This is a genomic window from Dehalogenimonas etheniformans (assembly GCF_014672715.2).
Taxonomy (GTDB): domain Bacteria; phylum Chloroflexota; class Dehalococcoidia; order Dehalococcoidales; family Dehalococcoidaceae; genus Dehalogenimonas; species Dehalogenimonas etheniformans.
In genome coordinates, this window is record NZ_CP058566.2 from 986,561 (window position 1) to 1,000,374 (window position 13,814).

17 protein-coding genes and 5 tRNA genes are annotated in these 13,814 nt (G+C 49.4%); 14 read left to right on the forward strand and 8 right to left on the reverse strand.

Going from position 1 to position 13,814, the window contains the following annotated elements:
• Positions 1-41: 41 nt before the first annotated feature.
• A complete protein-coding gene (gene queA, locus HX448_RS04985) occupies positions 42-1,079 on the reverse strand; it encodes a tRNA preQ1(34) S-adenosylmethionine ribosyltransferase-isomerase QueA (protein WP_102330336.1) in 1,038 nt (345 codons plus the stop codon).
• 84 nt (positions 1,080-1,163) lie between these two features.
• Here queA and surE point away from each other — a divergent pair, with 84 nt between their 5' ends.
• The 7 genes from surE (at position 1,164) to panC (ending at position 6,233) form a co-directional block, all read left to right on the forward strand.
• Complete coding sequence (gene surE, locus HX448_RS04990; protein ID WP_102330335.1) at positions 1,164-1,946, forward strand: 5'/3'-nucleotidase SurE; 783 nt, start codon at positions 1,164-1,166, stop codon at positions 1,944-1,946.
• A 273-nt stretch (positions 1,947-2,219) separates the two neighbouring features.
• Complete coding sequence (locus HX448_RS04995; RefSeq protein ID WP_102330334.1) at positions 2,220-2,531, forward strand: Rieske (2Fe-2S) protein; 312 nt, start codon at positions 2,220-2,222, stop codon at positions 2,529-2,531.
• Positions 2,532-2,648: 117 nt separating this feature from the next.
• On the forward strand, positions 2,649-2,999 hold the full coding sequence (locus HX448_RS05000) for a DUF488 domain-containing protein (RefSeq protein WP_235611409.1): 351 nt from the start codon (positions 2,649-2,651) through the stop codon (positions 2,997-2,999).
• A gap of 328 nt (positions 3,000-3,327) precedes the next feature.
• Positions 3,328-4,194, forward strand: coding sequence for a Rossmann-like and DUF2520 domain-containing protein (locus HX448_RS05005; protein WP_102330333.1), 867 nt, complete (start codon positions 3,328-3,330; stop codon positions 4,192-4,194).
• Positions 4,195-4,199: 5 nt separating this feature from the next.
• Positions 4,200-4,568 carry an aspartate 1-decarboxylase gene (gene panD / locus HX448_RS05010; protein WP_102330555.1) on the forward strand — a complete coding sequence of 123 codons (369 nt, stop codon included), beginning with the start codon at positions 4,200-4,202 and terminating at the stop codon, positions 4,566-4,568.
• An 8-nt stretch (positions 4,569-4,576) separates the two neighbouring features.
• Entirely contained in the window at positions 4,577-5,416 is an 840-nt protein-coding gene (gene panB, locus HX448_RS05015; protein ID WP_102330332.1) for a 3-methyl-2-oxobutanoate hydroxymethyltransferase, read from the forward strand.
• Complete coding sequence (panC, locus tag HX448_RS05020) at positions 5,403-6,233, forward strand: pantoate--beta-alanine ligase (protein ID WP_102330331.1); 831 nt, start codon at positions 5,403-5,405, stop codon at positions 6,231-6,233. The genes panB and panC overlap by 14 nt, the downstream gene beginning before the upstream one ends.
• Positions 6,234-6,312: 79 nt before the next feature.
• Here panC and HX448_RS05025 read toward each other — a convergent pair.
• The 5 genes from HX448_RS05025 to HX448_RS05045 all read right to left on the reverse strand — a co-directional run bounded on the left by HX448_RS05025 (position 6,313) and on the right by HX448_RS05045 (position 7,295).
• A tRNA-Asn gene (locus tag HX448_RS05025) sits at positions 6,313-6,387 on the reverse strand.
• 9 nt (positions 6,388-6,396) lie between these two features.
• A tRNA-Gln gene (locus tag HX448_RS05030) sits at positions 6,397-6,470 on the reverse strand.
• Positions 6,471-6,495: 25 nt separating this feature from the next.
• Positions 6,496-6,583: transfer RNA gene (locus HX448_RS05035), tRNA-Leu, on the reverse strand.
• A 33-nt stretch (positions 6,584-6,616) separates the two neighbouring features.
• Positions 6,617-6,689: transfer RNA gene (locus HX448_RS05040), tRNA-Phe, on the reverse strand.
• A gap of 84 nt (positions 6,690-6,773) precedes the next feature.
• Positions 6,774-7,295: a hypothetical protein gene (locus tag HX448_RS05045; RefSeq protein WP_102330330.1), complete on the reverse strand. Its 522-nt coding sequence runs from the start codon at positions 7,293-7,295 to the stop codon at positions 6,774-6,776.
• Positions 7,296-7,407: 112 nt separating this feature from the next.
• On the opposite strand from HX448_RS05045, the gene HX448_RS05050 reads away from it, so the two are divergent.
• The 4 genes from HX448_RS05050 (at position 7,408) to HX448_RS05065 (ending at position 10,898) form a co-directional block, all read left to right on the forward strand.
• Positions 7,408-8,205: an ABC transporter ATP-binding protein gene (locus HX448_RS05050; RefSeq protein WP_226846864.1), complete on the forward strand. Its 798-nt coding sequence runs from the start codon at positions 7,408-7,410 to the stop codon at positions 8,203-8,205.
• Positions 8,198-8,935: an ABC transporter permease gene (locus HX448_RS05055; RefSeq protein ID WP_102330328.1), complete on the forward strand. Its 738-nt coding sequence runs from the start codon at positions 8,198-8,200 to the stop codon at positions 8,933-8,935. Before HX448_RS05050 ends, HX448_RS05055 begins: the two co-directional genes overlap by 8 nt.
• 151 nt (positions 8,936-9,086) lie before the next feature.
• Positions 9,087-10,247 (forward strand): sensor histidine kinase, encoded by a 1,161-nt coding sequence (locus HX448_RS05060; RefSeq protein ID WP_102330327.1) that lies wholly within the window; start codon positions 9,087-9,089, stop codon positions 10,245-10,247.
• 3 nt (positions 10,248-10,250) lie between these two features.
• Entirely contained in the window at positions 10,251-10,898 is a 648-nt protein-coding gene (locus HX448_RS05065; protein ID WP_102330326.1) for a response regulator, read from the forward strand.
• A gap of 46 nt (positions 10,899-10,944) precedes the next feature.
• On the opposite strand, the gene HX448_RS05070 is transcribed toward HX448_RS05065, so the two are convergent.
• A tRNA-Gly gene (locus HX448_RS05070) sits at positions 10,945-11,019 on the reverse strand.
• A gap of 117 nt (positions 11,020-11,136) precedes the next feature.
• Between HX448_RS05070 and HX448_RS05075 the strand changes: the two genes are divergently transcribed.
• A complete protein-coding gene (locus HX448_RS05075; protein WP_102330325.1) occupies positions 11,137-12,660 on the forward strand; it encodes a cobyric acid synthase in 1,524 nt (507 codons plus the stop codon).
• Complete coding sequence (locus HX448_RS05080) at positions 12,657-13,070, forward strand: PaaI family thioesterase (protein WP_102330324.1); 414 nt, start codon at positions 12,657-12,659, stop codon at positions 13,068-13,070. Before HX448_RS05075 ends, HX448_RS05080 begins: the two co-directional genes overlap by 4 nt.
• Here HX448_RS05080 and HX448_RS05085 read toward each other — a convergent pair whose 3' ends face one another.
• Positions 13,071-13,307 carry a hypothetical protein gene (locus HX448_RS05085; protein ID WP_102330323.1) on the reverse strand — a complete coding sequence of 79 codons (237 nt, stop codon included), beginning with the start codon at positions 13,305-13,307 and terminating at the stop codon, positions 13,071-13,073.
• A 227-nt stretch (positions 13,308-13,534) separates the two neighbouring features.
• Between HX448_RS05085 and HX448_RS05090 the strand changes: the two genes are divergently transcribed.
• On the forward strand, positions 13,535-13,792 hold the full coding sequence (locus tag HX448_RS05090) for a hypothetical protein (protein ID WP_102330322.1): 258 nt from the start codon (positions 13,535-13,537) through the stop codon (positions 13,790-13,792).
• Positions 13,793-13,814 lie beyond the last annotated feature (22 nt).

Consider the following 13,814-nt stretch of genomic DNA (forward strand, 5'->3'; position numbering starts at 1 on the left):
AAAAAGGCGCCCCCCGGGCGCCTTTTTTCATAAAACGCCCATCAGTGAATGAGCATACTGTCCCCGAAGCTATAAAACCGATACTGCTCGTCGACCGCTTCCTGGTAAGCTTGTTTTAAGGTTTCCCGACCGACAAATGCCGATGCAAGCATGAGTGGAGTACCGCGCGGAAGGTGGAAGTTGGTGATCAAATGATCGATTACCTGAAAATGGAAACCAGGCAATATGAACAGCTCGACCCAACCCTCGAATTCTTTTAACGGCAATCCTTGAGTCATCGCCGCCCATTCCAGGGTCCTGACGGTAGACGTTCCGACACCAAAAACCCTGCCGCTTGATGCCTTCACATCGTTTATAGCTTGTGCGGTTTCACTGGGTAAGATCGCATACTCGCGGTGAATTGGGTGAAACGCTGGATCCTCTTCTTTGACCGGACGGAAAGTGTCCAGGCCAATATGAAGCGTCACGAACAGTAGCTTCACTCCTTTTTTTTCGATGGCTTTCAACAGTTCCGGCGTGAAATGCAAACCTGCGGTTGGCGCTGCCACGCTGCCGGCTACCCGGCTGTATACTGTTTGATAGCGTTCAGCCTCAGATTCAGTCAATTGATGATGAATGTAGGGAGGTAAGGCTAAGATACCCAGATCAGTCAAATGTTCTTCATCGGTTAATCGAATAAGAGCGGTACCATCATCTGATTTAGAGATGATTTCGAACGTAGAGGAGGTTGGATTTCCCGACCTATCGCATAGATTTACTACAGTCCCAATGTTAAGCCGCTTGGCGGGTTTAATAAGAGCCTGCCACTCGCCGTACGCGCGCCGAAGTAGCAACAATGCTTCAACGTGAGCACCGGTACCCTTTTTAATTCCAAACAACCGGGCTGGAATCACTCTCGAATCATTGAAGACAAGAGCATCACCCGGTCGCAAGTAATCGATAATATCTGAAAAACACCTGTGTTCGATTCCTCTTCTAAACCGGTCAAGGACTAGTAACTTGGATGAATCTCGCGGGTCGACGGGAGTTTGAGCAATTAACTCAAGCGGGAGATTATAGTCAAAATCTGAGGTTTTCAAGGTAGCTAATTATACTGGTTCATCGACCTTCACCGCCATGAAGCCGGTTTACCAAGTCTGGCCGATATGTTATCCTAACTTCTCGTGAAAATACTCCTTTCCAATGACGACGGCATTCATTCAGCCGGGCTTTGGATCCTGGCTAACCATTTGAATCAGGTTGATTCGGTCACCATCGTTGCGCCGGATAGAGAGCAGAGCGCCACCGGGACTTCCGTCACTCTGCGGCATCCCCTGCGAATCAGCAAAGTTGCCTCCCAGCTTGATGGCGTAGAGTGCTGGGCTACAGAGGGTCTTCCCGGGGACGCGGTCATACTGGGACTGGAACATGTCCTGGAAAAACCGGTGGACTTGGTGGTCTCAGGTATCAACAACGGACCAAACGTTGGCGATGATGTTCTGATCTCCGGCACCGTCGGAGCGGCATTGCAGGCTTACCTCCGGAACGTACCGGCTATTGCCATTTCTACCTTCAACATCGAATCCACCAACCACGAGACTCCGGCTCGGCTGGCAGCCATCATCGCCGCCGATATCGCTTCCGGCAGATTGACCGGTGACATCTTCCTGAACATCAACACCCCAGATATCCCGCTTGATCGGATCAAGGGTGTTCGATTGTGCCACCTGGCGCATAAGACCCACATAGATACGGTTAAGGAAGGCCACGACGGCCGCCGTGAGTTTTACTGGCTGGTGCGCAGTAAGCTAGATTTTGAAGCTGAGGCTGGTACAGATATCAAAGCCATCGAGCAAAATTGCATATCAGTCACCGAACTTCACACCAATCTGTTCCGAAAGCCTCCGATAGCGACGCTCGAAATCCTTTGCAACGAATGGTTTCACACGCTCAAAGAAGACCGATAAACCCTCATGGGATTTGCATACCGAATACCTCCAATTTATCGCAATAGTCTTGCGCCAAAAAACGTCTTCAAATAACCATCATTTCTCCCTTCATCCTTGATTGATGTCCTTTTTTAGTCTTCCTTTTTCGTGGTGACAAAAATAGGTATTTTTACGCATTTGAAATAGCTCCATCTTCTTCTAACATATAGTTGAGTAGTGCGATATCTAAGGGGGATCGCTGTGTCGTCCAGCTCTCACCGATTCTCAGCAGTGAAAGAAAGAAGGCGGAATATGGCTACTTTTGACATCGGCTCCAAGGATGAATTAAGAAATGGAACCATGGCCGGGAAAACAGCCGGAGGACAGCAAATCCTCGTTGCCAACATTGACGGTCAGTTTTATGCGATGGGCGACGTTTGCACCCATATGGGTGTCTGTAATTTGTCCGAAGGATTTCTCGATAGCGATCAGGTTGAGTGTTATTGCCACGGCTCGATTTTCAATGTGAAAACCGGACAAGTTGTAAGTGGTCCGGCGACGACTCCAGAGCCGGTCTATCCCGTAACGATTCATGGGGACCGATTATTTGTTGATATCCAATAGCCAAGGAGTACCAAAACGTCAGGCGATCCGGCTCAACTCGTTTTGACTCTCGGGCATTCCACTAGGACGCTGGAGTCGTTTATCAGTACATTAAAGTCCTATGGCGCTGACGTGGTCTTGGATATTCGTACCATTCCAAGGTCGCGCCATAATCCGCAGTTCAATCAGGAAACGCTTCCGGATTGGTCGAAAACGGAAGGAGTAGAGTATGCCCACTTGACCGGGCTTGGAGGACTGAAGCATGCGAGCCCTGACTCTATCAATACCGGCTGGCTCAACGCCAGTTTCAGAGGATTTGCGGATTACATGCAAACCGGTGCGCTTACGGAGGCCCTTAACCAACCTATAGAGATCACTAATCGGAAATTGCCGGTGTTGATGTGTGCCGAAATGTTGCCTTGGCGTTGCCACCGTTCGCTAATTGCTGACGCCTTGGTGATACGAGGCTATGCCGTCAAACATATCTGAACGATTCGAAATGGTTGCAACATAAACTCACTCCATGGGCAAGCGTTCATGGGATCCTTATTACTATCCGGCTTCAAAGCCCTAATTTCTCTATTTTGAGCATCTACATCGGGAAAATTGGGGAATCGAATTGCATCCCTCTTAGAGTCCATTTCTAGTTAAAATACCGAAGGAGGTCCTTTTCTCCCAAATGCTTTAATTTGAAAGCCGGTTCCACTATAATAATTTCATAAACTAGTCCGCTTGTATCTTTCCTTTGAAAGAACGAGACGGCAATAGCCTTGAAGGAAATGCCTTCTCTGCTTTTGCCGGGAAGGCATTAAGTTTTATGGCATGCAATTCACAAAGAATCGGAATAATTGGAGCCGGCAAGGTCGGCAATGCACTGGCCGTCGCCCTGATAAAAGCCGGTTATTCTGTCAATGCTGTTTCCAGCCGTACCATTTCTTCGGCATACAAGTTGGCAGATAAACTCCCATCCGCCGTTGTTTTCGAGAGCCCAAAAGAAATAGCTACCGTCTGTGACCTTATCTTCATAACAACTCCGGATTCGGCAATCAGAGATGTCGCTACTTCTATTTCTTCCCGGTCCGGCTTGATGGTTAGCCATGTAGCCGCCTCAGTATCTCTCTCAGTCCTCGATGGTTTAAGGGAAGATGGGGCTATAACCGGAGTGTTTCATCCGCTTCAGGCAATCAGTTCCAAAAATTCAGAAATCTTGCCAGGAATCACCTTCGCTATTGAAGCCGAAGAGCCTCTGTTTAGTTTACTTCAGCAAATAGCATCCAGGCTAGGCGGACGTACCGTTGAACTCAAAGAAAATGACCGGGTTTTTTACCATGCCTCAGCAATTATCGCATCAAACTACCTTGTAGCCCTAGTCAATACCGCTGCGGAATTATGGCAGGGTTTTGGAACCAAAGAGCAGGCAATACGGGCGTTGATGCCGCTAATAAGGGGAACTCTCGATAACATCGAACAAATTGGAATACCGGAATGCCTCACCGGGCCGATTTCGCGAGGTGATAAGGAGACGATCAAGGCGCATTTAATGTTATTACAAGAATCTGCGCCTCGAACATTGGATATGTACAAATTACTTGGTTTGAACACAATCCCCCTGGCGTTATACAAAGGAAGTATCGATCAGGCCAAGGCAACCGAATTAAAAGAACTCCTGGAGACAAATTCGTGAGAACCATGTTAAAAAGCAAACTACATCGTGCTCGGGTTACCCGCTGCAATCTGGATTACGAAGGAAGCATAACAATCGATCGTGATCTCTTGAAGGTCGCAGATATCTTACCTTTCGAACAGGTCCAGGTCTTGAACTTGAACAACGGCGCAAGGTTCGCTACATATGCCATTGAAGGTGAAGCCGGTAGCGGCGAGATCGGTCTCAATGGAGCTGCCGCCCGCTGCGCCTGCAAAGGCGATACGGTCATCATTCTGACCTATGATCAGGTTGCCGAGGAACAACTCTCTAGCCACATGCCAAAACTGGTATATGTAGATGAGAACAACCGGATCGTCATTGTAAAACATGCCTTAGGCGCTATCTCATTTTAGGAGTAGAGATGAGAACAACGATCCAGCAGATCAAGGATTTCAAGCTCAAGGGCGAAAAATTCGCCGTTCTCACGGCGTACGACTATCCAACCGCGCAGATTGTCGACCGGTGCGGTATCCCGGTTATCCTAGTTGGCGACAGTTTGGGAAACGTGGTGCTCGGCTACGACTCCACCATTCCCGTAACAATAGATGACATGATCCACCACACCAAAGCGGTAGTCCGCGGAGCGCAAAAAGCCATGGTGGTCGGTGATATGCCTTTTATGACGTACCAGATAAACATTGAGGACACGCTGCGTAATGCCGCACGATTTCTCCAAGAGGCCGGAGCACAGGCGGTCAAGCTCGAAGGGGGCGTTACTGTCGCCGATAAAGTCAAGAAATTGGTCGTTTGCGGCATCCCGGTAATGGGGCATATAGGGCTGACACCTCAATCTATCAATCAATTGAGCGGGCATAAAGTACAGGGACGGAGCATTGAAGCGGCGCGAAGGGTTCTGGCAGACGCCAAGGCTCTTGAAGAAGCCGGTGCTTTCGCTGTTGTCCTCGAGACAATTCCGGCGGAACTCGCTGCATTTATTACTTCCAGGATCAGCATACCGACTATAGGAATCGGTGCCGGGCTTGGGTGTGACGGCCAGGTGCAGGTTATCTCCGATTTGCTGGGATTGTTCACGGACTTTGTGCCCAAACATGCTGGGCAGTATGGGACATTGGCTCAATTGATGTCAAAAGGAATCGCCGATTATGCAAATGACGTCATAAACGGTTCATTCCCAGCTGCACAACATAGTTTTACCATGGACCCCGCAGTTATAGATGAACTACGCCATGAAAATTCTTAGATCTATTCCGGAACTCAAAGCCTATCGAGAAAAGCTCGTCGATTCCGTCGGCTTCGTGCCAACGATGGGTTTTCTTCACGATGGGCATCTTTCTCTGGTGCGTCAATCCAAAGCAGATTGCGATCACTCTATTGTGAGCATCTTCGTAAACCCCCCCCAGTTTGGACCGAACGAGGACTTCAACTCATACCCTCGCGATATCGATCATGATCTGGCAATGTTAGACGCAGCGGGTGCTGATGCCGCATTTCTTCCCTCAGTCGATGAAATGTACCCGGAAGGTGCGGATACATTCGTCGTTCCCGGCAAGATCGCCGAAAGGCTCGAAGGCGCTGTCCGCCCGGGTCATTTCAGGGGTGTAGCTACGGTCGTTCTTAAACTATTCAACCTCATACAAGCCCAAAAAGCCTATTTCGGGCAGAAAGATGCGCAACAGGTCGCTGTTCTCAAGAAGATGGTGGCCGACCTGAACGTTACGGTTGAATTGGTCGTGATGCCGATCATCAGGGAAAAAGATGGGCTAGCGATGAGCAGCCGAAATACTTATTTAAGCCCGGAAGAGCGCCAAGCTGCAACCGTGTTGTATCGGTCATTGAAGTTCGGTGAAAGCCTGATTAGCGCAGGCGAGCAACATGCGGATGTTGTGAAACAGAAGATGATTGATTTTATCTCAGCTGACAAGTTGGCTCGAATCGATTACGTTAGTATAGCCGATCAAGCCAGCTTAGAGGAGCAAACTATAATCGGGAAACCAGCTTTGATCTCTTTAGCTGTGCGGATCGGGCGAACCAGGCTGATCGATAACTCCGTTGTTTAATAGGCGAATATTGATACCTTCGACTTGAGCCGCTAGCATACCAAGGCCGGCGAACGGTTAAATGATTCTGAAAATAAATTGGCTCCCGAGGAAGGATTCGAACCTTCGACCAATCGGTTAACAGCCGACCGCTCTACCACTGAGCTACTCGGGAGCGAGTATTTGGCTGCCGAGCCAGGGTTCGAACCTGGGCAAAAGGATTCAAAGTCCTCCGTGCTACCACTACACAACTCGGCAATAGGCTTTTCTCAGCCGCTAAAGCTGGTGCCGAAGGTCGGACTCGAACCGACACAGGAGTTGCCCCCTAGCAGTTTTTGAGACTGCCGCGTCTACCATTCCGCCACTCCGGCGTAAAGCCGAATGCTTATTTTAAAGAACGAAAGTGCCGAGGCCCAGACTTGAACTGGGGACACGCGGATTTTCAGTCCGCTGCTCTACCAACTGAGCTACCCCGGCGCAGACAACGAATGATATTGTAGCCGTTCTGTCTAGATGGGTCAAGCGATTGAACTTGGATCGAACGAGCGACCAAGCCCAAAATTAGATGACGCCGTATTGCGAAAACGTGACTAACACTATTAGTATGGACAAAGTTGAGCCGGCAATTACTTGAGCCAGGGTGTGTTGGGCTAGATTCAATCTTGCCCACCACATCACCGGCAATAGAATCAACGAGAACGACGCCCACCAGCCAAAAAGAACCAACAGCACGGTCACGAACGCGGCGACGGTCGAGGAATGTACGGATATCTTCCACCACAGGTTTATGAAAGCGAGACAAACGACTGATGCCAAACCTGCAACAAGTCCGGCGACAAGTATTGTAGGGGCGTTCAATAAGTTCAAAATCCAGATCGCAAGGACGTCGAAAAACAATCCCACAACATAAACCCTGTGGCGTTGATGCCGGCGATTGGAAAATAGGGAATCCATGCGCCCGGTTTTGACCATGTACAGAGATATTAGCAGTACTGGTAGGATGGCAAGTAGTGTAACCAACAAGAACCATTTGAATCCTTCGATAGTTGAGGCAGCGCCGTTGAACGCCACTAGAGCAATCATCGCGATTCCCAGTACAAGCGGGCTGATACTGTTCGAAATCAGGTGTGCAATGCGGGTGCGCAATTAATCGAGCTTGCTCATAAATAATCCGCCAATTATAGCACAGAGTGCATTGAATCTATTGACAATAGCCTACACTGGTATTAAAGTGACACCCAATACCATGACTGCGAACGATGTCGTCTCCGTAAATAACGTCAGCTTCAAATACGGTCATCTCAAAGTCATCGATGAACTGTCTCTGGACATCCCAAAGGGCCAAGCCTTCGGCCTGCTTGGACCCAACGGCGCCGGTAAGACTACACTGATCAGATTGATGTCGGGATTGCTTCAACCCGACCAAGGAGCAATTCGCATTGTTGGTGAACCTTTAACCCGGCAGAGGTCCTCGATCATTGGGTACATGCCCCAGACTCCCTCGGTCTACCAGGAACTGTCCGTACGACAAAACGTCGAATTCTTCGCCAAAATCTATGGAATGATCGAAGGACCAAGGAGAAAATCGCGCGTCGATGAGGTTATCAAGATAGTCGATTTGTGGGAGAAGCGCGATACCAGCGCGCATGAGCTTTCGGGAGGCATGCGGCAACGTTTAAGCCTGGCATGCGCCATCGTTCACAATCCTCCAATCATCTTCCTTGACGAACCGACCGTTGGTCTTGACCCGGAATTACGTGTCCACTTCTGGGATTATTTCCGGAAACTTACGGCCGCTGGGCACACTTTGATAATTTCCAGCCACACAATGGATGATGCGACTCATTGCGACTGCCTGGCATTTCTTCGCGGCGGAAAGGTTATCGCCCGCGGATCGCCCTGTGATCTTATTATTGCCACCAGCGACCCAAAAGCGAACCTTGAAGACGCATTTCTGTATTTCATTCGTAAAGGCGCCGAGAATCATGCCTAGGTTGGCTTTGGCAATCGCTCAACGAGTGATAACCCAGTTACGCCGCGACCATCGGACACTGGGGTTGATAATCGTTGTCCCCGTGGTCGTGATGACGCTTATCGGTTACAGTATGCCCAACAGAAATGCCCAATTGGAACTCACGGCTCCTGCGTTGATCGCTATGATGGCTCTATTCTTCAGTTTCTTACTCACCGGCATCAGTTTCTTGCGCGAGCGTTCTCAGGGTACCATGGAACGGCTGATGGTATCGCCCGTCTCCAGAACCGATATTGTCTTGGGATATTTGCTTGGTTTCATGATCTTTGCCCTGATTCAGACACTCATCATCTTCTTCTTTACCGTATGGATATTCGACGTTCCCTATAAAGGAGCCCTTTGGGAGATACTGGTCTTCCAGATGGCTATCGTTATCGGGTCGGTGACATTGGGCATATTCATCTCCACCTTTGCCAAGAACGAATTCCAGATGGTCCAGTTCATACCCCTTATTATTGTGCCGCAAGTATTTTTAGGCGGGGTGCTGTGGCCAGTGGAGCAAATGAACGGCTTCTTGCAGGGAGTTTCCAAAATCCTTCCTTTGACCTACGCCGTTGATGGCTTGCGCAACATCATGCGCCAGGGTGAATCCCTTGGTGGTGTCGGTGGTGATCTGGCCTTTCTGCTTGGTTTTGCTGTATTCACCTCCATCCTCGCCGCCCTGACACTCAGGCGCCGGGCAGGGGGTTGATCGCTACCGCAATAAAGACAATCGGAATTCCACTTATCATTCCCACGATCTTGATTGACAATATAATGTTCGTTGACACTGGGAGAAGGGCGCTTTATTATAATCCGAGTTTACCAGGTCATCGGCATTACGGGTTCCGCTAAGGACGCATATGCAGGATCCATCCTCATTCACTCAAGCGATGAGATTCGGCGGCAGATTAAGGTTATACCTGAATCTGTATCGGGCGCTTGCTCTGGTTATCGCAGCCAGCCAGTTAAATGTAAATGGAATCGAATCGCCCCTATCGTCCGCAGTCATATTTTGGGGAGTGACCGGTTATACCCTTTTTAAGTTCATCACGCCTGCTTCCCCCAAACGATACCTAGCAGGCCAACTGCTTCTTGCCCTCGACCTTTTGTTTTGTGGTTTTTTAATTTGGCTTACTGGAGGCGTGAGCAGTCCATTCCTTTTATACACATTGTCACCTGTCTTGACGGCCTCCCTGTTCTATTCTTCATATCTGGCGATGACTGTCGGCGTCGCCTCTGTTTTAGACGTTTTGCTCGCTCAACTCGTGGCGCCAGTATCAAGCGCCAGTTTCAATGCAACCGAAATCAGCTACTTTTTGATTTATATTGCCGCGGTAAGCCTGGCCGCTTCGTTGCCCTACCTGGTGAACGTCAACCTTCAGCAGCGCCTGGAAAAAGAATTCGTCACTGAAGAGAGACAACGGTTGTCTCGCGAGATTCACGACGGCACCGTTCAGACGCTTTCGGCTATAAATTGGCAGGCTCAGATAATCGAACGGGAACTTAAACGGCGCGGCATCCAGATGAATGAGGTCGATAAGCTTCTTCGTCTCGTTGAAGAATCAAGAATCGAAGCCCTGGAGTCATTGGAGTTGCTTCGAAAATATTCCGGCGCCGGACAGATGATGTCTCACCTCAAGAATTACCTCTATCATTTGAAACAGGATGCTGGCATTAATTACAGAATTAACCTTCCGGAGACAGAACCCTCGCTGCCGCCGCATATCGAACTGCAGCTATTGCGGATCTGCCAGGAAGCAATGAACAATATTCGTAAACACGCGGAAGCTAAAAATATCAATTTTGAGATGATTCGGCGCGACGGGCACCTTTGTGTGTCTATTCAAGACGATGGAAAGGGTTTCGACGTCGGCCAATATTATCACGGGCACTCACGGCATGGTCATGGCTTGAACGTGATGAAGGAACGGGCTATTTCAGCGGGGGGCGGCCTGAAAATCTTCAGTATGCCGGGAAAGGGAACCACATTGACCGTCGATATTCCATTGGAGAGGAACTAATACATGTCTGAAAACACTCGCATACTTATTGTTGACGACCACGCGATTGTCAGAAGCGGTCTTACTTCGATCCTGGCAGGCGAAGAAAAAATGCACATCATTGGCGAAGCAGCGGATGGGAATGAGGCCATTGCTAAATCCACCGCGTTGCAACCCGATGTCATTCTTCTGGATATTTTGATGCCCCGGTGCACGGGTCTTGAGGCATTGCCGGTAATTAGGGAAAAGGCGCCTGGGGCCAGGATACTAATGCTCACCGTGTCTGCAGAGGAAAAAGATCTTTTTACCGCATTGAAATACGGCGCCCAGGGTTATCTCCTAAAAGGATCAGGGATCACAGATGTTGTTTCAGCCATCAGGCGGGTGGCAAACGGTGAGGTTATTCTCTCGCCCCAGATGGCAGGGTCACTGGTGTCAGAATTCCGGCAGCGTCAGGCAAACAAGGAAGATATCGACTTATCTCCCAGGGAAATGGAAGTCTTGAAGCTAGTCGGAGACGGTCTTACCAACTCCGAAATTGCTGAGAAAATGTTCCTTGGAGAAAGCACGGTCCGTACCTATTTATCGCGGCTCTTGGATAAGCTCCAGCTTCGAAACCGGGCGGCGGCGGTTGCCTACGCAACCAGGCGGGGCATCTCGTCAAATAAATAAAAAATGTCCCGGAGTTGGAATTCTTCCGGGACAAAGAATTTCATTTTGGAGCGGGCGACGGGATTCGAACCCGCGACAACCTGCTTGGAAGGCAGGAACTCTACCACTGAGTTACACCCGCAAAACAAAGCAATTTTAACCTTGTGTGGCTAAGTTTGTAAAGCGCTTTCCCTCATCTAACATCAAACATAGTCTCCGATCGGCCCACTTGATATAATCTGCGTGCCTGGAGGACAAAATGTCGACGAAAAATGCGAAAGTTATTATGGTACAGGGAACTTCTTCAAATGTGGGGAAGAGCGTGCTGGTCGCCGCCCTTTGCAGGATTTTCAAACAAGACGGTTATAGGGTGGCGCCCTTCAAGGCTCAGAATATGGCTCTCAACGCGTTTGTGACGCCCGAGGGCGGCGAAATTGGCCGGGCTCAGGCAATGCAGGCCGAAGCCTCAGGTATCGCCCCCAGCATTCACATGAATCCGATTCTTTTGAAACCGGAGGCTAATTCCCGCGCCCAGATCATAGTACATGGAAAGGTTTTCGATACCTCATCCGCCAAGGACTATTACAACTACACGATGATGCTACTCGACAAGGTCAAAGAATCGCTCGAATACCTCAGATCACGGTATGACATCGTGGTTATCGAAGGCGCCGGCTCCCCTGCCGAGATTAACCTTAAAGCCAGGGAGATCGCCAACATGCGCATCGCCAAACTGGCAAAGGCGCCGGTTTTGCTAGCGGGCGATATCGATCGTGGCGGCGTTTACGCTTTCCTTGTTGGCACGCTCGAGTTGCTTGATGAAAGCGAACGGAAATTAGTAAAAGGTTTCATAATCAATAAGTTCCGAGGCGACGTCACCCTGATAAAAGACGCCAACGACTTTCTGGAGGAGCGGACCAAGCTGCCCGTGCTGGGAGTAGTGCCCTACTATCGAGATATCTTACTCGCCCAGGAGGATTCGGTCTATCTGGATGAGCGCCGGAATGCCGTGTCCAATGCCGACCTGGATATTGCCATCATCCGGAGTCCCAGAATATCCAACTACGATGATTTCGATCCTTTGGAAGAAGATGGAGCCAACCTCCGCTTCATCTGCCGCCCTGAAGAGATGGGGAATCCTGACCTTATTATTATCCCCGGTTCCAAAACTACGGTTCCGGATCTGCTGGCCATACGAGACTCTGGCGTCGCTGAGTCGATCATTAAGAAAGCCAGGTCAGGTACACCCGTTTTCGGCGCCTGTGGTGGGTATCAGATGCTTGGAAACCTGATACACGATCCGAACCATGTCGAATCGGATAATGACACGGTTCAAGGACTTGGCTTGATCGATGCCGAAACTACTTTCATCAGCGATAAAGCGACAACACAAGTGAAAGGCATTGTCACCGGCGAGCGGGGTTTGTTGGAAGGTTTAAAGGGGGAAATTCTAACCGGTTATGAGATTCATATGGGAAGGACTGAAAGCCGGATCCGCCCATTCCAGATTACTGAAACCCAGGACGGGCCAGCATTCTATACCGATGGCAGCGCAAACGAGGAAGGGACGGTTGTTGGTAGTTACATCCACGGCATCTTCCTGAGTCACGGATTCCGGCGAGGTTTATTGAATAACCTGCGGCGCCGCAAAGGTTTGCCTGAGCGAATTTACGATGCCCCATTAGATAAAGAAAAACATTATGACGCCCTTGCAGACCTGGTTAGAAATTCGTTGGATATGGAAACTATCTATAGGATTCTCAACGAGGGTGTCGAGGCATGAGCCGCGAAAACATCGAGCGGATGCGCGAAGCCAGCTGCAGCGAACCGGCATGGCAGACGCTGGGAATCGAGTTAAGGGAAATTTCGGACGGTTTTTCCAAGGTGAGTTTCAAGGTACGTCCTGAGTTTCTTAACTTTGTCGGCACGCTGCACGGCGGAATTATTGTAACCTTAGCTGATTCGGCCTTCGGTTATGCTTTGAATTCGCTGCATTTCCCGACGATTGCCAGCCAATTCAATATCCATTTCCTCAATCCTGCCGTCGTGGGCGATGAGTTAGCTGCGGAATGCCGGGTAATAAAAGCCGGGAAACGCACCATGATGGCTGAAATTTCAGTACAGAACCAAGATGGAAAACTCATCGCGAAGGCCACAGGAACCGGGATTCCGCTGGACAGAGAACAGCTTTGATTATCGCTTTCTGATCAGAGTCCAAAGTCCGGCGACCGTCAAGAATAGTCCAATTAATGCCAAAACGGATGTCACTGCCCATTGGATCGCCACCGAAGAGTAGCCTATCGCGAGTCCTCCCAAGGCCAAGCCGAAGACCAATAGGCTACCTATCAGTTGAGAAGTAGCTATTTCAATAGATTCGGGATATACCGTGGCCACTTTAACGCGGCGTTGTCTCAAATACCTATACGCCATAGATTCTCCTGGAATCAGGGTTTTGGACCGAATACTTCGTGTGTTCATTGCCCATCATATTATTCACTTGGGCTTTGGGCAATTCGTGAAATCACCTATTTATTGTTGATTCAGTACTCAATTATTGAAACGTCTCTAAAAATGAAAGGTTAGTGACAGGTTATTCCTTAAATTCAACCAATGGTCATATTCTGGAAAAATGTTAGGTATGTTATAATGCTGGAATTATGTCAAAACCCGATTGGCAGGTCACCGCCACCACGATTAAATGCGATGCCGTTAGTGACGAAGTGACGATCATGGTTTACCCCGACGGCACGGCAAAATGCGCCAGCTACACGAAATTCGGGGCAACCGACAAAAAGACGTTGGCCAAACTGGAAACACGGGCAAAAAAGCTCAGAATTAATTCCAAGTGTGAAGGTCCGCAGTGCCGGCGTATCACCGACTATCGCGACAAAATTATGGCTGAGGAAGGCCCTTAGTCCTGCCTCTCCAATACATACA